The 18854-nt window shown below is 70.9% G+C and carries 14 protein-coding genes and 3 pseudogenes; 12 read left to right on the top strand and 5 right to left on the bottom strand.

The features are described from left to right. Positions 1–8: 8 nt before the first annotated feature. Genes ACX25U_RS31430 through ACX25U_RS31405 form a run of 6 tightly spaced genes read left to right on the top strand, consistent with a single transcriptional unit; the run spans position 9 to position 7009 of the window. The gene (locus ACX25U_RS31430) at positions 9–2105 is read left to right on the top strand and encodes a hydantoinase/oxoprolinase family protein (protein WP_454385047.1); all 2097 of its coding nucleotides are present in this window, start codon (positions 9–11) and stop codon (positions 2103–2105) included. Position 2106: 1 nt separating this feature from the next. Continuing rightward, positions 2107–4290, top strand: coding sequence for a hydantoinase B/oxoprolinase family protein (locus ACX25U_RS31425; RefSeq protein WP_454385045.1), 2184 nt, complete (start codon positions 2107–2109; stop codon positions 4288–4290). Further along, entirely contained in the window at positions 4287–5189 is a 903-nt protein-coding gene (locus ACX25U_RS31420) for a 3-keto-5-aminohexanoate cleavage protein (RefSeq protein WP_454385043.1), read from the top strand. Before ACX25U_RS31425 ends, ACX25U_RS31420 begins: the two co-directional genes overlap by 4 nt. Then, positions 5186–5578 (top strand): acyl-CoA thioesterase, encoded by a 393-nt coding sequence (locus tag ACX25U_RS31415; RefSeq protein WP_454385041.1) that lies wholly within the window; start codon positions 5186–5188, stop codon positions 5576–5578. Before ACX25U_RS31420 ends, ACX25U_RS31415 begins: the two co-directional genes overlap by 4 nt. Beyond that, entirely contained in the window at positions 5578–6333 is a 756-nt protein-coding gene (locus ACX25U_RS31410; RefSeq protein ID WP_454385039.1) for a CoA transferase subunit A, read from the top strand. Before ACX25U_RS31415 ends, ACX25U_RS31410 begins: the two co-directional genes overlap by 1 nt. Before the next feature lie 19 nt (positions 6334–6352). Further along, positions 6353–7009, top strand: coding sequence for a CoA transferase subunit B (locus tag ACX25U_RS31405; RefSeq protein WP_454385037.1), 657 nt, complete (start codon positions 6353–6355; stop codon positions 7007–7009). Between the two features lie 622 nt (positions 7010–7631). Here ACX25U_RS31405 and ACX25U_RS31400 read toward each other — a convergent pair. Next, positions 7632–8189: pseudogene (locus tag ACX25U_RS31400) on the bottom strand (SDR family oxidoreductase); the annotation flags it as partial. Positions 8190–8614: 425 nt separating this feature from the next. Here ACX25U_RS31400 and ACX25U_RS31395 point away from each other — a divergent pair. From ACX25U_RS31395 to ACX25U_RS31385, 3 genes are all read left to right on the top strand, one after another. Then, positions 8615–9205 (top strand): YceI family protein, encoded by a 591-nt coding sequence (locus ACX25U_RS31395; RefSeq protein ID WP_454385035.1) that lies wholly within the window; start codon positions 8615–8617, stop codon positions 9203–9205. Positions 9206–9308: 103 nt separating this feature from the next. Further along, a complete protein-coding gene (locus ACX25U_RS31390; protein ID WP_454385033.1) occupies positions 9309–9800 on the top strand; it encodes an aconitase family protein in 492 nt (163 codons plus the stop codon). A gap of 20 nt (positions 9801–9820) precedes the next feature. Continuing rightward, complete coding sequence (locus ACX25U_RS31385) at positions 9821–10609, top strand: hypothetical protein (RefSeq protein ID WP_454385032.1); 789 nt, start codon at positions 9821–9823, stop codon at positions 10607–10609. Here the strand turns inward: ACX25U_RS31385 and ACX25U_RS31380 are convergent. From ACX25U_RS31380 to ACX25U_RS31370, 3 genes and pseudogenes are all read right to left on the bottom strand, one after another. Continuing rightward, positions 10575–11459 (bottom strand): HesA/MoeB/ThiF family protein, encoded by an 885-nt coding sequence (locus tag ACX25U_RS31380; protein WP_454385031.1) that lies wholly within the window; start codon positions 11457–11459, stop codon positions 10575–10577. The genes ACX25U_RS31385 and ACX25U_RS31380 overlap by 35 nt on opposite strands. Before the next feature lie 56 nt (positions 11460–11515). Continuing rightward, positions 11516–11695, bottom strand: coding sequence for a hypothetical protein (locus tag ACX25U_RS31375; protein WP_454385029.1), 180 nt, complete (start codon positions 11693–11695; stop codon positions 11516–11518). 767 nt (positions 11696–12462) lie between these two features. Further along, positions 12463–12756 (bottom strand): annotated as a pseudogene (locus ACX25U_RS31370) (Rieske (2Fe-2S) protein); the annotation flags it as partial. A gap of 478 nt (positions 12757–13234) precedes the next feature. On the opposite strand from ACX25U_RS31370, the pseudogene ACX25U_RS31365 reads away from it, so the two are divergent. Together ACX25U_RS31365 and ACX25U_RS31360 are read left to right on the top strand one after the other, a co-directional pair. Then, positions 13235–13522: pseudogene (locus ACX25U_RS31365) on the top strand (DEAD/DEAH box helicase); the annotation flags it as partial. Between the two features lie 493 nt (positions 13523–14015). Further along, positions 14016–15278, top strand: coding sequence for a MalY/PatB family protein (locus ACX25U_RS31360; RefSeq protein ID WP_454385027.1), 1263 nt, complete (start codon positions 14016–14018; stop codon positions 15276–15278). A 972-nt stretch (positions 15279–16250) separates the two neighbouring features. On the opposite strand, the gene ACX25U_RS31355 is transcribed toward ACX25U_RS31360, so the two are convergent. After that, a complete protein-coding gene (locus ACX25U_RS31355; RefSeq protein WP_454385026.1) occupies positions 16251–17546 on the bottom strand; it encodes a DUF1479 domain-containing protein in 1296 nt (431 codons plus the stop codon). Between the two features lie 90 nt (positions 17547–17636). Here ACX25U_RS31355 and ACX25U_RS31350 point away from each other — a divergent pair, with 90 nt between their 5' ends. After that, positions 17637–18779 carry an ROK family transcriptional regulator gene (locus ACX25U_RS31350; protein ID WP_454385024.1) on the top strand — a complete coding sequence of 381 codons (1143 nt, stop codon included), beginning with the start codon at positions 17637–17639 and terminating at the stop codon, positions 18777–18779. The last annotated feature ends 75 nt before the right edge of the window (positions 18780–18854 follow it).

Below are 18854 nucleotides of genomic sequence, written 5' to 3'. Positions count from 1 at the left end.
AGGAAGCCATGACCACCACAACCCCCGCCTCCGGCTGGGCGATCGGCACCGACGTCGGTGGCACGTTCACCGACCTGTGGCTCCGGTCCCCGGACGGCGAGTCCTGGGTGTGCAAGTCCCCGACCACCCCCGACGTGGTGACGGGCGTGATCAACGCCGTGCACCTGGCGGCCGAGACCGTCGGGCTCGGCACCGGCGAACTCTGCTCCAGGGTGACCCGGTTCGGGCACGGCACCACCGTCGGCCTCAACGCGCTGCTGACCGGACGCTCGGCGAGGACCGGGCTCATCACGACCGCCGGCTTCGGCGACGTCCTGGAGATAGGAAGGCTGCGCCGCGGCACGGCCGGCCTGCAGGGCCTGGACCTGGGCGACTACCATCTGCGCGGCCAGGTCCCGCCGTTGGTGCCCCGCACCCAGGTCGTCGAGATCGCGGAGCGCATCGACTCGGACGGCGTCGTCCGCGCGCCGCTGGACGAGGGCAGCGTGCTCGACGCGATCGGCAGGTTGCGGGACATCGGGGTGGAGGCCGTCGCCGTCTGTCTGCTGTGGGCGACCGAGAACCCGGCCCACGAACTCGCCGTCGCCCGGCTGGTCGAGCAGGAGCTGCCCGGCGTCTTCCTCTCCCTCTCCCACGAGGTCGCGCCCTCGGTGGGTGAGTACGCCCGCGCCTCGACCACAGTGGCGAACGCGGCACTCGGGCCGGTCCAGGGGCGCTACCTCACTCTCCTCGAGGAGCGGCTGGCCGCCCTCGGCATGACCGCCCCGATCATGATGACGACGAGCGCCGGCGGCGTGGTCCCGGCGCGGACGGTCACCGAGCGGCCCGTGTCGAACCTGCTCTCCGGTCCGGCGTCCTGCGTCGTGGCCGGCCAGAAGCTCGGGGCGGAACTCGGCACCCCGCACGTCCTGACCATGGACGTCGGCGGCACCAGCTTCGACGTCGGCGTCATCGCGGGCGGCGTCGCGCTGATGAGCGACGAGGTCACCTTCGGCGGCGCCGACATGCGCGTGCCGAGCATCGACATCGCCTCGATCGGCGCCGGCGGCGGCTCGATCGCGGCGGTCGAGGGCGGCGTGCTCAGCGTCGGGCCGCGCAGCGCCGGTGCCGAGCCCGGCCCGGTCTGCTACGGCAAGGGCGGCACCGAGCCGACGACCACCGACGCCGATCTCGTCCTCGGGGTGCTCGACCCGGAGCAGTTCGGCAGCGGAGGCATCGTCCTCGACCGCGAAGCCGCGAAGCAGGCCATCGCGGACAAGGTCGGAACACCTCTCGGGCTGAACCCCGTCGAAGCGGCCCGGGCGATCCGTGTCGTCTTCGACAACGCGATGGCCGACCTGCTGCGCGCCGTCACCATCGAGCGCGGTCACGACCCGCGGGAGTTCACCCTGGTCGCCGGTGGCGGATCCGGGCCGTCGCACGCATGGGCCCTGTGCCGCGAGGCGGGCCTGGCCGGCTTCATCGTGCCGCCGACCGCGACGGCGCAGTCGGCCTTCGGCGCCGGCACCTCCGACCTGAAGACCACGGCCTCCCGCACGTGCTACCGGCGCGTGCTCGCCGAGGCCGGCCCGAGCGCCCAGGACGCGCGGGTCATCGCCGACGCACTCGACGACACCCGTGCGCGCGCCCTCGCGGCCCTTCCCGACCCCGAGCTCGGCACGGTCACCCACACGGCGTCCATCCGCTACTTCGGCCAGGCCCACCACGTCGACGTCACCGTGACTGCCTCGCCCGACCAGGATGCCGTCGCGGAGCTCCTCCTCCGCTTCGAAAAGGAGTACGAGCAGCTGTGGGGCAAGGGATCCGGCTTCCGGGAAGCCGGGTTCGAGATCCTCTCGGTCCGCTCGGTGGCGGCACTGCCCGCGGCCGGGGCGGAGGGCCACGCCACGGGCGAGCCCTTCACCCGGCTCGGGACGCGTCCGGTCGTGTTCGACGACGCCGACCGGCCCGACGAGACCGCCGTGTACGCCGGCCGCCGGCCGGCGGCCGGTCAGGAGATCGCCGGTCCCGCGCTCGTCCAGCTTCCCGGGTGCGTCGTGGTGGTCCCCCCGGGTGGGGTCGCCACCACCGACGCACTCGGCCTCATCCACGTGAAGGTGAACTGACATGACCGCCGCAATCGACGTCGCCCCCGTCTCCTTGGACGGCGCGAGCACGGACCCGGTGATCCGCCAGGTCGTCCGCAGCCGCCTCGTCGCCATCACCGACCAGATGCGGCTCGCGCTGCAGTCGGTCAGCGGCAGCCCGACGGTGACCGAGGCGAGCGACTTCTTCACCGGCATCTACCTGCCGGACGGCGCGTTCGTCACGATGGGGCACCAGGTGACCTTCGAGGCGCCCCCCGTGGGATCGCTCATCCGGCACCTGCTGAGCAACGGCACCAAGCTCAAGGACGGCGACCGCATCATCGGCAACGACCCGTTCATCGGCGCACTGCACCAGAACGACGTACAGATGTGCGCACCGCTGATCGTGGGCGGCGAACTGCTCGGGTGGGCCGGCGTGATGGCGCACGAGACCGACATCGGCGGCATGGACTTCGCCTCGTGGTCGCCCAAGGCCACCGAGGTGTGGCAGGAGGGTCTGCGCATCCCGGCCGTCAAGCTGGTCGACGGCGGTGAACTGCGTGAGGACGTCCTCGAGATGATCCTCACCGCCTCGCGCCTTCCGGACCAGGTGGGCCTCGACATCCGGGCCTTCATCGCCACCCTGAACGTCGCGGCCGAGCGACTCACCGAACTCTCCCACCGGTACGGCAAGTCGACTGTGCTGTCGGTGATGCACACCATGGTCGACGACGCCGAGGCGCTGATGCGCGCGCGCCTGCGCGAACTGCCGGACGGAGTCGTCCACACCCGCGACTTCCTCGAGCACGACGGCAAGCAGAACCTCCTCTTCACCATCGACTGCGTGCTGACCAAACGCGGTGACCGTCTGCACTTCGACTTCTCCGGCTCCTCGCCCCAGGCCAACGGCTTCGTGAACTCCTCACGCGCCGGCCTGGCCGGCGGCGTCGCGGGTGCGGTGATTCCCACCCTGGGCTTCGGCATCCCGTGGAACGAGGGCCTGCTGCGCCCGGTGGAGATCTCGGCGCCGGACGGCCTGGTCTGCACCGCCGTACCGCCGGCACCGGTCGGGTCCGCCACCGTCGAGGCGGTCTGGACGGTCAGCAACGTCGTCTCCGCGGCGCTGAACCGGCTGCTGCTCGCCTCGCCGAAGTACGCGCACCGCGCCCAGGCCGTCAGCAGCGGCACGATGGCGACCTTCAACCTCTCCGGCCGCGACCGGCACGGAAAGGTGTTCGGCCTCCACCTGATGGACCCGCTGGCCGGCGGCTTCGGCGCCTTCGCCGACCACGACGGGCAGAACGCCGCCGGACCGATCAACGCCCCGTGTCCCTCGATCGCCGACGTGGAGGTCAACGAGCAGAAGACCCCGCTCTTCTACCACTACCGGCGTCTCGCCCCCGATACCGGGGGCGCCGGTCGCCGCCGTGGGGGCCTCGGGGCCGAGGTCGGCGTCACCGTCTCCGTGCCTCGGGCCGAGGCGCTCGTGATGACGCACGGCGCCGAGGTGCCGAACTCCACCGGGCTCGGCGGCGGCCTGCCCGGCGCCATGGTCAGCCAGCGCTTCCGGGCCGGCGGGGAACAACCCCGGAACCTCGGCCCGAAGCCGGGCTCCTTCCCGATCACCCCGGCGGACCTGTTCGAGGTGACCTGGCAGGGCGGCGGCGGCATCGGCGACCCGCTCGACCGCGGCCCCGCCGACGTCCTGGACGACATCCACTACGGCCTGGTCACACCGGAGGAGGCCCGGGAGACCTACGGCGTGGTCCTCTCCGGGGACGGCGGGTCGGTCGACGCGACCGCCACCTCCGCCGCCCGCCGCGAACAGCGCGCCGCCCGGCTGGGCGTCGAGCCGGCCGCCGTCATGGACCCGGTGGCGGTCACCGAGGCGGTTCCCGACGACGCGGTACGGCTGGGTGACCGGCTCCTCCTCGTCCGGGACACGGACACCGGACAGTTCCAGGTGCGCACCCCCGAGGGCGTCGTGCTCTCCTCCGGCTCCACCAGGTGGCGCGAGGGAGCCCATCGGTTCGCCCTGTCCCTGCCACCGTCCGTCGGCGCGACCCTCCACCACGACCTGACGGTCACCGGCTGGGCCTGCCCGCGGACCGGTGCCCTGCTCGCGGTCGACGTGCACCTGAGCGACCAGGAGCCGTTCCACGACCTCGAACTCGACCTCGCCTCGCTCGAACGCGCCGGCACGACCGCGGGAGACAACCGATGAGCCGCAAAATCATCCTGACCATCGCCCCGACCGGTGGCATGGCCACCAAGGAGCAGAGTCCCCACCTGCCCGTCACCCCCCAGGAGATCGCCGACGACGTGGCCCGCTGCTGGGAGGCCGGAGCCAGTGTCGTGGCCGTCCACGCCCGCCGCGAGGACGGCCTGGCCACCTGCGATCCCGAGGTCTACTCCGAGATCAACTCCCTGATCCGGGCCCGAACCGACATCATCATCAACAACTCCACCGGCGGCGGCATCCACGGCGACATGCCGGTCCGGCTCAACGACGAGCTCTGGGAACTCGACTGGCACCAACGGATCAGGGGCATCGAGGGCGTGGGCTGCGAGATGGCCACCCTCGACTCGCACACCATCACGGCCAGCACCGCCGAACGGGAGTACCTCGTCACCACGACGCCGAAGCGCTCCCGCTGGCTGCTGGAGGAGATGACCAAACGCGGCATCAAGCCGGAGTGGGAGGTCTTCAACCTCGGGCACATCCTGTCCGACTTCACCACCCTGACCGCCGAGGGCCTGGACTCCCGGCCGTACTACTGCAACATCGTGCTCGGCGGCCAGCGCGGCTTCCAGGGCGGCCTGCCGTACACCCCCAAGATCCTCCAGCTGCTCGTGGAGCACCTTCCCGAGGGAACGGTGTGGGGGGTCTCGGGCATCGGGCCGACCCAGCTTCCGGCGACGACCCACGGCCTGCTCCTCGGCGGCCACATGCGGGTCGGCCTCGAGGACAACCTCTACTACTCGCGAGGCCGGCTCGCGACCAACCTGGAGCTCACCGAGCGCGCCGTGCGGATCATCCACGAACTCGGCTACGAGATCGCCACCCCGCGCGAGGCGCGCGACATGCTGGGGCTCAAGCAGCTCGACGAGGTGCCGGCATGAGCGTCCACAGCACGTCCGGCATCGTCGCCTGGTCCGACACCGACGCCTCCGGCCGGTTCCACCACACCGCCGCGTACCGGTGGGCGGAGAACACCGAGCACGCGCTCTACCGCTCGGTGCTTCCGGACATCGACATCGGCAGGTTCCCCCGTCGCGCGACGGCGGCCTCGTACCACCGGCCGCTCACGGCCGGTGACGAGTACACCGTCGGTCTCGAGGTCGAACACGTCGGGAACAGCTCTATCACCTACACCTGGACCGTCACCGGCCCGGCCGGCGTCTGCGTGCGCGGCGAACACACCGTCGTGCACGTCGACGCCGACGGCCGCCCGGCACCGGTTCCCCAGGCGCTGCGGGAACGTCTGGTTCCGACCACGGGGGTGGCGTGATGGACAAGGTCGTGGCCTCGGCCGCCGAGGCGGTCGCCGACATCCCCTCGGGCAGCACCCTCGCGGTGGGCGGATTCGGACTGTGCGGCATCCCGGCGGTGCTGACCCAGGCGTTGCCGGAGGCCGGTGTGGACGAGCTCGAGACGGTGTCCAACAATGCCGGCGTCGACGACTGGGGTCTGGGCATCCTGCTCGGCGCGGGCCGTCTGCGCCGGGTGGTGGCCTCCTACGTCGGGGAGAACAAGGAGTTCGCCCGGCAGTACCTCGCCGGGGAGTTGGAGGTCGAGCTGACCCCGCAGGGCACGCTCGCGGAGCGGATGCGCGCCGGCGGCTCCGGCATCGCGGCGTTCTACACCCGCACCGGTGTGGGCACCCAGGTCGCCGAAGGCGGCATCCCCTGGAAGTACGCAGCCGACGGCACCGTCGAGGTGACCTCCCCGGCCAAGACGGTGGAGACCTTCGACGGCCTCGACCACGTGCTCGAGCGTGCCATCGTGGCCGACTTCGGGCTGGTGCGGGCCTGGAAGGGCGACCGGCACGGCAACCTCGTCTTCAAGGACGCGGCCCGCAACTTCAACCCGCTCGCGGCGATGTGCGGCCGGATCACGATCGCCGAGGTCGAGCACCTGGTCGAGCCCGGCGACATCGACCCCAACGAGGTCCACGTCCCCGGCGTCTACGTCCACCGGGTCGTCGCTCTCACCCCGGAGCAGGCCGCCGAGAAGCGGATCGAGAAGAGGACGGTACGGGCATGAGTGAGGAAGGTGCACGCGCATGAGCTGGACGCGTGAGCAGATGGCCGCACGCGCGGCCCGGGAACTCGAGGACGGCGACTACGTCAACCTCGGCATCGGGCTCCCGACACTCGTCCCGAACCACGTGCCCGATGACGTGGAGCTGGTGCTGCAGTCGGAGAACGGCATCCTCGGCACCGGCCGCTACCCGACCGAGGACGAGGTCGACCCCGACCTCGTCAACGCCGGCAAGGAGACCGTGACCGTACGCCGCGGCGCGAGCTTCTTCGACTCCGCGACGTCCTTCGGGATGATCCGCGGAGGCAAGATCGACGCCGCCGTCCTCGGCGCGATGCAGGTCTCCGCCACCGGCGACATCGCCAACTGGATGATCCCCGGGAAGATGGTCAAGGGCATGGGCGGGGCGATGGACCTGGTCCACGGCGCGAAGAAGGTCGTCGTCCTGATGGAGCACGTGGCCCGGGACGGCAGCTTCAAGATCGTCGAGGAGTGTTCCCTGCCCCTCACCGGTAAGGGTGTCGTCCAGCGGATCATCACCGACCTGTGCGTCCTGGACGTCACCATCCACGGTCTGCGCCTGGTCGAGCTCGCCCCGGACGTCACCGTCGAGGAGGTCCGGGCCAAGACCGGACCCGCGGTGCTCGATGCCGGCGCCGTCGAGTCGAGCATCGCCTGAGCCGCCCCACCGGCAGTTGGGACAGCCACGCGGGTGAACGCCGTGGGAGAGCCCCGGCGAAGAGGAACGCCACCGAGTGACGGCGATCGCGGAGAGCGTCGACGCGACGCATGCCGACTCGGTCGTACTCGCGCCGCTCCTGCTTCGGAGGGTCGGCAGGCGAAGGCAAGGACGTGCCGGCAGTCCCCCTCTCCCGCGCCTTCTGCCACGCCGACCGCGGCGGCCTTCGATCTCCAGGACCGGTTGGAACACCGGACGTCGAAGGCCATCCCGGCTACGTGGACCGTGGACCGACCAGCCGGGGCTGCGAAAGCCACGACGACAGGCCCGGCCCCGGTCCACCGGGGCCGGGCACGAAACGGTCGGCGACCGGCCGGCCGGCTCACCTCGTCCACAGCGTCAACAATCCTCAGCGGCAGGCCGCGCCGCGAAGAAAGCTCGAGTGCGCGGCGGAGGCCGCACCGGACGCGGCGCGTCGTCGTAGCCCCGCCCACAGCTCCGGCGGAGCTTCGTCGTCTCACACACGCCTCACTGACGGGACGAACCCTCCGGGACCACACAGCCCTGACCTGCAGCTTCGCTCATAGCCTGGACCGGCTGGACACCGCTGGACGGCCGTTGCAACCTGTGCCATCGTGACCCGCACGTTGCTCTTGTCGTGCAGCAGCTCGCACCGCAGCGAGTCGTGAAATCCCTGGACGGCGTGCTTGGCCGCGCAGTACGCCGACTGCAACGGGATGCCCCGGTAAGCCGGCGCGGAGCCGACCTGCACGATCGTGCCCCGGTCCTTGGGCAGCATCCGCTCCAGCGCCACCCGAGTTCCGTAGACGTAGCCCAGGAACGTCACCTCGGTGACCCGTTTGAACTCTTCCGGCCGGATCTCCATGAATGGAGCGAACACGGAGGTGAACGCCGCGTTCACCCACACATCGATCGGCCCGAGTTCCTCCTCCACGCGCTGTGCCGCCCCCTGCAGGTCCTCGAAGCGGGAGACGTCCACGCTCAGCGGCAATGCCGTTCCCCCGGCAGCCCGCACTTCCTCCGCGGCTCCCTCCAGCCCCTTCCCACCCCGCGCGAGCAGCGCCACCTTCGCCCCTCGCGCCGCGAACGCCCGCGCCGCGGCACGACTGATGCCACCGCTGGAACCCGTCACCACCACGACTTGGGAACTCTCCCTCATCAGCGCCTCCTCACCAGTGGTGGGCCCAGGGCAGACATCCGCGCGAAGCAACACAGCCAGCACCCCTGGTTCGCCCCCTTATGAGCGTTGTTGGTCAGCGCGTCACGGAAGTAGGGACCTGGAGATCAACGGGCTGCTCAACCACCGGTTCCAGCGAGGCGGCCGTACTGGGCGGCCTGGCCCTCAAACGGCGCCGGCAGCACCACCGCCGCTAGAGTGAAGCCGCAGGACCATCTCCTGGCGCGACCCGACACCGCAGGATCAAACGGCTGTTCCGGGATGAAACACTGGGAGAAAACGCCCTCCAGGACTCCGCAGAGCAGCCCGTGAGCCATACCGGTTCTGTTCGAGTTCCACCCGAGCGGCCACCGTCTTACACGCACACCTCAGGCGGCGCACCGCACTCGTCACATACAGTAAATTTTGTGACATTGAGCGACGGAACGTACGGGTTCGGGCCGCCTGCCGGCCACCTGCTGATCAAGACCAGCCGCGCTGGGCTCGGCCGGAAGGCGGGGCACGACCTCACGATCGAGGCCACCCGATGGTCCGGGAACGCGGTGGTCGTCGCGAGCGATCCCGGGAAGTCGTCGGTGACCGTGACGGTCGAGACGGGATCGCTGACCGTCCGGGAGGGGACGGGAGGGCTCAAACCCCTCACCGACGCCGACAAGGAGGAGATCAAGCGGACGTTGAAGGGCGAGGGCCTGCTGCACACCGCACAGCACCCGACCATCGCCTTCCGCTCCACGAGCATCACGGGAACGCCCGAGTCCTTCGAGATCACGGGGGACCTCACCATCAAAGGCCGGAGCCACCCGGTGACCGTGCACGGGGGCAGTGACGGGGATGGGATGGTGTGCGGCTGGGCGACCGTCACCCAGTCCACCTGGGGGATCAAGCCGTACAGCGCGTTCCTGGGCGCGCTGAAACTGGCCGACAACGTCCGGATCGAGTACGCAGTGACCGAACTCGAACCGCTCCCCGGTCCCGGGCAGGCTCCCGAACAGCCGTAGCGGGTAAGGGCACGCCCGGTACCCGTTCAGACGCCTCCCACGCTGTTCGCAGTGCCTCGGTGCCGGCTTGCCGTTCCGGAGCACACACACGCGCCCTGGCCTTGTGGCGTTCTCCCACGGCACGCCGGCACACCGGCTCATCACCGATCACCTCGTCGACGGCCGAATGGAACCAGGTCACGAGATCGGCCTGCGGATCGACCAGCCCCCCACACAGGACGCCACCGGCACCCTGGTGATGCAGGAACCGGAGGCCCTCGGCCTGGACCGGGTCCGCACCGAGGCCGGCGCCCAGTACGTCGACCACAACCTGCTCCAGGCGGACGAGCACAACGCCGAGGACCACACCTTCCTCCGCTCCGCCTGCCGTCGCTTCGGCATCCGGTACTCCAAGCCCGGCAACGGCGCCTCCCACCCCACCCACATGCAGTACTTCGGCATCCCCGGCAAGACGCCGGCCGGATCCGACTCGCACACCTGCGCCGCCGGTTCGCTCGGCATGCTCGCCCCCGGCACCGGCGGCCTGGAACTGCACTCGCCATGGCCGGACGGCCCCTGCACATCACCATGCCGGGGATCTGAGGGGTCCGTCTGACCGGCCGCCTGCCGGACTGGGTGAGCGCCAAGGACGTGGTACTGGGACTGCTGCGGCGACACAGCGTCGAGGGAGCGGTCAACCGAATCCCGGAGTACCACGGCCCGGGCCTTGCGGGACCGACCGCCATGGACCGGCACGTCATCGCCGACACGGGCGCCGACCCGGGGACCACCACCTCCGTCTTCCCTCCGATGCCACGGCGCGCGGTTTCCTGCGCGCCGAGGACCGCGAAGCCGACCTCCGTGAGCTCACCGCCGAGCCGGACGCCGTCTACGACCTCACAGACGAGATCGACCTCTCCGCGCTCGAACCCCTCGTCGCCCGCCCCACCTCGCCCGGCAACGTCGTGCCGGTGCGCAAGGTCGCGGCTGAACCCATCGGTCAGGCCGACTCCGCTCCATGCACAGACGCGCGTCAGCTCATTCGCCTGCCGCCGGCCACTGCTGCCGGCGGCGCGTGCTGGGCGCTGCAGGCCGGCGCCCGCGCGTGTCCCGACCTCCCCACCGGCCTGCCACCGTCCTTTCACCCGAACCGCGGCCGCCGCCACTTGCGTATCGCGCGCCGCCTGCTCGCCGCTCCTGGGCCCTGTCAGGGGTACCCGACAGAGGATGTCGCTCGTCGAGCCCCCCACGCGGCCGATCCATGATCTGGTCGAACGTGATCGGTATCGGTTCCGAAGACACCGACGGGGCCTGCCGGTACTGAAACCGACCGCCGGGCTGTCCGCGCGGCACGATGCGATGGGCACCAGCACTCTCAGTACCACTGGCCCTACCTGTGCGTACCGTGGGCGAGCGAGACGATGAACAGGACCACGATGCACAACACGATGGCAGCGAAGATGGGCCACCCACGTACCCCGTCATCGCCGGGCCGCCCGCCCGTTCCCACAGCGGCCGATGCCGGGGAAGAGGCCACATGGCGCCAGCCACGGCAGGCAGCGCAAGGCCGGGACGGGAAGGGAACCCGGACGTTTCGGCTGCTCAGCCCTGTGTTGGGGAAGGTGGCCCGGACACCCGGTGAGGTGGGCGTCAGTCCGTGGAGGTAGATGGCGGTGCGCTGCGGATCGAGGATCGCCGAGCGGTCGTCGTCGGGGTGCGCCAGTGCGATCACGACCTGGGCCGTGGCCAGGGCGACGAGTTGGATGTCCACCCGGGCACCGCGAGCGGCCTGGGTATCGGCCGTCGCCCGCCGGAACGCCGCCGCGCACTCGTAACAGGGTGTGCGCCTGCCGGGGAGCACCCACAGGATCTCGCCGACCTCGGCGTCACGGATCCTGGGGTCCACCCAGACCGCCGGATACACCGCGGGCTTGCCCACTGCGAGGGCCACGCGGTTGACGTGGCGCTGGCACGCGGCCGAGTCGGTCGCCGCCACCACCACGTCCGCGCCACCCACCAGCGACCGCTGCTGGTCCGCAGGCAACTCGAGGAAGTCCACATGACGGCCGGTGGCGTCACAAGACGGGAAGTCGCGACGGATCTTCCCAGCCAGTGCCAGGGCTTTGGGCTGTCCCAGGGCCGGAGCACCAAGTGGGTGACGAATCAGATTCTCCACCGCGAGCATGTCGGGATCGACCAGCCAGAGCGGGCTGAATCCGATCCGTGCGAGCTCTTCGGCAAGAAATCCGCCGACCGCTCCCGCGCCGACGATCAACACCGCTCCCGTACGCCGACGGTGGCGAGCCCAGACGCGGTCCTCGGGCGGATCGGTCAATCGAAGGTCCAGCGGGCCACTCGAACCGGGCGCGGCCCGGCCTGCCGGTCGCGATGGGAATACTCCTCCGGCTTCAGCTCCCCGGTGTCGGCATCGAGGAACCACTGACGCTCGGTGTCGCGCGTCTGCTCCTCCGTCAGTTCGGCTTTCTGCGGGGTCTCCGGTGCTGCACCCACGAGAATCCCTCCTTCTGGCTGTGGGCGACGGCGCAGCTTCGAGCCAACGCCATGTCTCGCCCACCTCCATCGGTCATCGCCCGCGAATTCCCGGCGGTGACAGAAGGGGTGCCTGGTCTCTCTGTCTCTTGCGTCTCCTTTTCCACGTTACGCGCCAGGATGAGCATCGCATCCCGGGTGGCGCCCGGCCCGACCAGCGAAGGCAGACGGCGGCGAGAGCTGTTCCCCTCTCCGAGGACGGCTCTGTACGCCCCTCACCGGCCCGGGGATTCGGGAAACTGTGGGACGAGACGGTCGAGGATTGCCGTTCCCCGAGTACGACTGGGTCCGGGACATCGCCGACCTGATCCTGCTGCTCGTCGGGGTGACCCTCGCCGTCCGCTGCCCGCCGCAACCAGGCCGGATCGGGAGCCTGGCATTCCCGGATGCCCGCCCCGGCCGACTCAGCGGGTTCACTCGCCGGCGGTCTTCTCCATCAGCGCACTGCACGCCAGTTGCGGTGTGTCCGCCCCGGCGAGAGCGGCGAGCGTGCCCATGGCGGTACGTGTCGCGCGCGGCCGGGGCAGCCGGCCGGCGTCAGGGTCGAGGCCACCCAGACGGTCATGCGGAAGGGGCAGGTCGCCGATCCGCCGTGGCCCAGGCCGCCGTGTACGCCGCGAAGCCCGCCACGGCCGCGAGACAGCCACCGAGCGGCCGGTCGTGCCCTGCCGGACAGTCCCGTTCCGTGTGCCGCAGCAGCCCGTGCAGACGTCGTACGGAGGCAGCTGTCAGCTGCTGTGTCCATGGGCTGTGCCCGCTCCTGTCCCGGTCCGTTGCCGGTCCGCTTGCCCGTCGTTCTCCGCTCACTCGTCCCGGTTCTGCCGGCACAGGCGTATCTCGACGTGGCCGTCGACGATCCGGGTGCCGAAGGCAGGCTGAGGCGCGGTGGCGGGGCCGCGTACGTTCCAGCCGTCCGAGAGCCGGAAGACGCTGCCGTGCCACGGGCACTGGACGCACCCGTCCGCGACGGTTCCCTCGGACAGCGGTCCCGCGAGGTGGCTGCAGCGCTCGGCCAGCGCGTAAACCGTCCTGCCGGGTTCCCGCCCGCGCAGACGGCAAACGAAGCCGCGGGCGGCGGCCCAGCAGCCCGACGAATTTCCCGCCCGGGGTGTCGCGCGTGGTGGGTGGCACGTCGGGCTGCGGGACCTCGCCCGCCTCCAGCAACGCCTTGACCTCGCGCAGGACCCGACGCAGATCTCGGCCCGGGTCGGCACCGGCGAGCCAGGCCGGCGCCGAGTACATGGCCTCCGGCCGCAGTTCCTTGAGGCGCACCGCCAACTCCGTCCCGCGGTCCCCCGGCGCCGGGCGGATGCGCGTCTCGATCCGGTCGCCGTACTCCTGAATTCCGGCAGCCACGGGGATACCCGGGCCGGGCTCGCGAGAGTGTCCCGGGGTCGTGAAGGAGGCTTCGCGACAGTGCAAGTGAGAGCCACACCCACCGCCCACCGCCCACCGCCGATGCGTACCACCTGAGCGGACGGCGGACCGGTCGGACATGCCATGACCCGGCACACTGGGAGCCCGCCGGCCCGGGCGGCCACGGGCACGCGCGACCGGATCGCCGAGCTGCGCCGCATCGCCCGGGAACGCTTCGGGTGGAGTGGCCTGTCCCCCGAGCAGACGGAGGCGATGGGGGCGCTGCTCGATGGTCGCGACGTGCTGGTCGTCATGCCCACCGGTTCCGGCAAGTCGGCGATCCATCAGGTGCCGACCGTCATGTTCGGCGGCCCTGCCGTCGTGGTGTCGCCGCTGATCGCCCTGCAGCACGACCAGGTCGCCAAGACCCGTCAGCAGGGCGGCGACACCCACGATGACGCGTGCCCGGCTGACCGTCGCGGCCTACGCGCCGCTCGTGGGCGGACCGGCACGGCTGATCGCCGACGGCCGGCAGGCCTCGCCGACTCCGCTACGCCGCGCAGCTGAGCCCGGCGTCGGCCCGGTCGGCGTGGTCGTGGGCGTTGCCGTCCCCGCCGTCACTGACCAGGAGGGGGCACGCCGCGACGGTGTTTCCACCCCGTCGCCCACGGGCAGCTCGACCTCACGGAGGACGGGAGGATCATCGTGGACGGCCGCGGCTCCAGGCCCGAGACCGGCGCCCTGCCGGAAGGCCCTCGGGGCCGGGCCGGCCGGCTGCCTCGCCCGACCGCCAGGCGCACGGGCCGTCGGAACGCGCGCCACACCCCCCACCGCCCACCCCGGAGGCATGCCTCCGTACCCGTCCGGCAAGACCACCACACCGCCACCGCACAGGCCCGGTCCGGCCGGGCAAGGGGAGCACCGCATGAGCGAGTCCGCGAACCAGGCAGCCTCCGAATCCGGGGACGACGGCCGAACCGATCCGCTCGTCCAGCTGTCCCTGGAACAGCTGCGACAGCGCACCAGCATGAAGTGGCGCACGCACCCCGAGGACGTCCTCCCCCTCTGGGTGGCGGAGATGGACGTCCCCCTGGCACCCGCCATCGCCGACACCCTGCACCGGGCCGTCGAGCGGGGAGACACCGGATACCCCTACGGCACCGCCTACGCCGAAGCCGTCGCCGCGTTCGCCGCCGCGCGATGGCGGTGGGACTGCCTGCGCGTGGAGAACACGGCGATCGTGCCCGACGTCATGCTGGGCATCGTCGAAATCCTCCGCCTCATCACCGGCCCCGGCGACGCGGTCGTCGTCTGCTCACCCGTCTACCCCCCGTTCTACGCGTTCGTCGCGCACGACGGCCGGGACGTCATCGAGGCCCGTCTCGGCCCCGATCTGCGGGTCGACCTCGCCGGCCTCGAAGACGCGTTCATACGCGCACGACGCCACGGCCGCCGCGCGGCATTCCTGATGAGCAACCCGCACAACCCGACCGGTGTCGTCCACACCCGCGCGGAACTCGAAGCGATCGCCGCGCTCGCCCGCAGACACGGTGTCCGGGTGGTCTCCGACGAGATCCACGCCCCACTGGTGCTGCCCGGAGCCGTCTTCACACCCTTTCTCAGCGTTCCCGGCTCCGAGAACGGTTTCGCCCTGACCTCCGCGTCCAAGGCATGGAACCTGGCCGGTCTCAAGGCCGCCGTCGCCGTCGCCGGCACCGAAGCCGCGGACGACCTTCGGCGTATGCCCGAAGAAGTCGGCCACGGCCCCAGCCACCTGGGCATCCTCGCCCACACGGCAGCGTTCCGCGACGCCGCCGACTGGCTCGACGAACTCCTGCTCGGGCTCGACGACAACCGGAGCCTGCTGGGCAAGCTGGTCGACGAACACCTCCCCGGCGTGGGGTACATCCCGCCCCAGGGCACCTACCTCGCCTGGCTGGACTGTACTGGGCTGGAACTGCACGACGACCGCCCGTCCGACGGCCCGGGCATCGTGAGCGACCTCGCCGGGCCGGCGAGGATGTTCCTCGACGAAGCCCGCGTCGCCCTCAGCTCCGGACACGCCTTCGGCACCGGCGGCGCGGGATGCGTACGCCTCAACTTCGCAACCTCACCGGCGATCCTGCGTCAAGCACTCGCGCGCATGGGACGCGCGCTCGCCGACTTCAGGCAAGCGCCCAGCCCCTGACGACGTCCGATTCGGGACCGACGTTCCACAGCGGCATGATGCGTCAAGCTCAGATAAACGCAGACTGCTTTGAAGCGGAGCAACATGGCGCGGGATCGCCAGTCAGCCAAACCGGCGATCCCGCGGATCATTGATGGTCCACCGCCACTACCTGCCCGTATGTCGAAAGGCATCGCCGAGACGGCCATCTATTCGACTCGTCGCGCGTCGTGATCTTCACGCCGCCGCGTAGCTCGTGCGGAACAGTTGCCGGGCACGCTCCGGATCCTGAGGTGCATAGCTGCATCTCCAGGTCGCCCGTGCCGTGGAGGCCGAGCCTCGTGGCATGGCCATGTCCTGCCATGCGGTGTAGCAGCGATCAAGGGGAAGCTGCAGGTCGTGTCCCAAGCCGGCTCGTCCCGACGCCACCATCGCCTGACTGGCCGTCGGGTCGGGGCGGTCGTCGTGACCGCCATCGCCGCGCCTGTTGGGCCCGGCCTCGAAGAAGGCCGCGTCAACGCCGGCATCGCAGCGCCTCGGGCAGTAATGCACTGACACCGCGTCAGGTCGGCCCGATGGTCAGCCGCTCGAACCAGGCCCGCGAGCTGCACTTTCGCGGTGATCACTGCTACACCACTCGGCGGTACACCATCGGACGGTCTCGGCCGATGGACACGTCACACCAGAGTGCGAGCGGATGCATCAGGTCCCCTCTTCCGGCTCCGACCGCTGCGTGGCGCCGGACGGCCACCCAGTCCGAGGGACCGCATCGGTCAAGATCCGGGCCATTTCCGGGCCGGCGGTCCCGCCAAAGCCGAGACAGACGCCGCTTGCGCTGGTCAGCGATGCGCTGCCGTTGTACCACCAGCGGACGAAGAACCTCCTGGTGTCGTACTCACCGAAGAAGTTCGGCTTCTTCCAGACACACGGCAAGAGGCGCCTGACCGGTCTTTCGACCGTCAGGCGCCTCTCGGGCGGCCCGCTCGTGCCGGATCAGTCGAGGCCCAGACCCCGGCGGCCGGTGTCGTTGAGCTGGCCAACGGTGAATCGGCCGTTCCAGGAGCGCTCGTAGTGCTCCTCGGGGAAGTCGGTCGGGCTCGAGCCGGTGGCGAACGCCTCCCTGACGGAGGCCGCGTACTTCTCGTTGCGGGGGCACCAGGGAGCGGCGGGGATGTACATGACGTTGCCCCAGCCCTTCTGGTTCTCGACCGGGGCGACGCTGTGGATCATGTCGCAGTGCCACCAGACGGAATCGCCGGCCTTGACGTCGGGGATGGGAGTCAGGGCCCGGTGGAGCATCGGGTGCCAGCGCTTGGTGACGGGGAACACCTGGTTCGTACGCACGCCGCACATGGAGTCCTCGGGCACATCCGGCAGCAGGGGCCGCAGGAGCAGGTAGGCCATGATCTCCGGGATCGGCACGGTGTGGAGCACGCCCTGGTCGGCGTCCATGTCCGACAGGGCGGTCCAGCCCTGGAAGGTGCGGAACGCGGAGCACATGGTGGAGCCGGGGTACTGGGGGCCGGTGGTGCGGTGGGCCGCGTCCCAGGGGTCGTACTGCTCGGCGGTGCCGTCGAAGAGGTGGCGGAACGCCTTCTGGTACTCCTGGGTCATCCACAGGTCCAGGGTGCCGGGGTCGCAGTGCGTGCCCAGGCCGGAGGAGTCGGTGCCTGGGGGACGGCGGCGGATGCGGTCGGGGTACATCGCGTCGCGGTCGGGGTCGAACCACTGGGTGCCGTCGTCGGAGGCGTGCTTCCAGAAGGAGTTGAGGAAGGACTGGACGGTGGCCATGCGTTCGGACTGGCGGGCCTGCATCTGGGCCTGGGACCAGTAGACGGGGTAGATCTCGGGCTTGGAGCCGACGCTGCCGAAGAAGTCGTCGCCGGGGCCGGCGTAGTTCTCGAAGAACTTGTTGCGCTCGACGTAGTCGACGATGCCGGCATCCCAGGCCAGCGCCTGCTCGCGCGGGAAGTGGCCGCGTACGACGAGGCAGCCGCGCTTCTTGAGCTCGGCCATGTCCGCCGGCGTGACGGTTCCGCCGGCGATCGCGTCGTAGTCCAGGACGGGCCACACCTCCTCGCCGCGCTCCCGGTCGGCTTCGATCTCGGCGACGCGGGCCTCGATGCGCTGCTCGACGGCCGAGAACACCTCCTGGACGGTGCGGCCGGAGGCTTCGATACGGGCCCGCAGAGCGGGCTTGATCTCGCGGATGGCGGCTGTGAGGTCCGCCGGGGCCTCCTGCCAGTGCGGCAGGGCGGTGGCGTGGTGCGGCTCAGCGGCGAGCGTCATCGCCCGACTCCTTTGGTGAGGACTCCTTACTAGATATGACGGTAAGCATCTCACCACTTTTAGGCAAGACCCCTTACTAGAGTGGTGTGCATGACCCCTCCGAAGCCGTCGCTGGAGATGCTGCGCGCCCTGACCGACGAGAACGTGCTGCGTTCTCTCATGGCCCACCCGCGCCTGACCAGGGCGGAGATCTCCGCCCGCACCGGGATCTCCAAGCCCACGATTTCCGACAGCGTCCAGCGCCTGACCCGGGCCGGCCTGGTCGTGGACACCGGCGAACGCACCACCGGACGCGGACGGGTCGGCTCGTACTACTCCCTCGCCCCGCAGCTCGGTGCCGCCCTGGTGGCCGCCATCACCCCGCACGGAGTGGTGGCCGAAGCGGTAGACGCCCTCGGCCACGTCCACGGGCAGGTCCGCACCGCGCTGGAGGCGAGCGCGGGGCCCCAGGTGGCCGCCGAGGCCCTCACCGCGGCAGCCGGACAACTGGCCGGGCGGATCCCCGGCCGGCTGCGCCTCGCGGTGGTCAGCGCCGCCGACCCGGTGGACCGCGGGACAGGCCGGCTCGTGCACCTGCCCGACGCCCCCTTCCTCGTCGGCGACCTCGATCCCTCCGCCGTCCTGGCGACCACCGTGTCCGGACCCGTCCTGGTGGACAACGACGTCAACTGGGCCGCCCGCGCCGAGCACCGGGCCGGCTGCGCCGGGGGCGTCGACGACTTCGTCTACCTGCACCTCGGTGAGGGCCTGGGCTGCGCCGTGGTGAGCGACGGCGTCGTCCGGCGCGGGCACAGGGGATTCGCGGGGGAGATCGCCCACCTCTGCACAGCGGGTCCGGACGGCCGGGCCATGGCCTTCACCGAGGTCTTCGCCGTCCTCGGCCTGCGCCGGCCCTCCTCCACCGCCATCGACGTCCCGGCACTGGTCGAGCTCCTCGCCGGCCAGGACGAGCAGGCGGGGCGGGTCCGCGCCGCGCTGGTCCGGGCCATCGGCGGCGTCCTTTCCGCGGCCGTCTCACTGGCGGACCCCCGCATGGTCGTCATCGGCGGCGAGTGGGGCCTGTGCCCCGGCTTGATCACCGCCGTCGACGAGCACTTCAGCCGCACACCGCGCCCCGTTCCCGTCACCGCGGCCGTGCTGTCGTCGCCCGAACTGACCGGGACACGGTCCCGGGCCGTGGAAGAACTCCGCTCCCTCATCGTCCGGACGGCTCGCCCCGCACCGGAGGCGTAAGAACCTGTCTGCGCGGGTGGGAAGCCGGTTACCCGGGTGGTGCGGCTTTCCCTCGTCCGCCTTCGCGGCTGCGGA

It is taken from the genome of Streptomyces sp. JNUCC 63 (genome assembly GCF_054366325.1).
The sequence above is the reverse complement of the archived record's forward strand: the minus strand, read 5'-3'. Positions and strand labels throughout refer to the sequence as shown.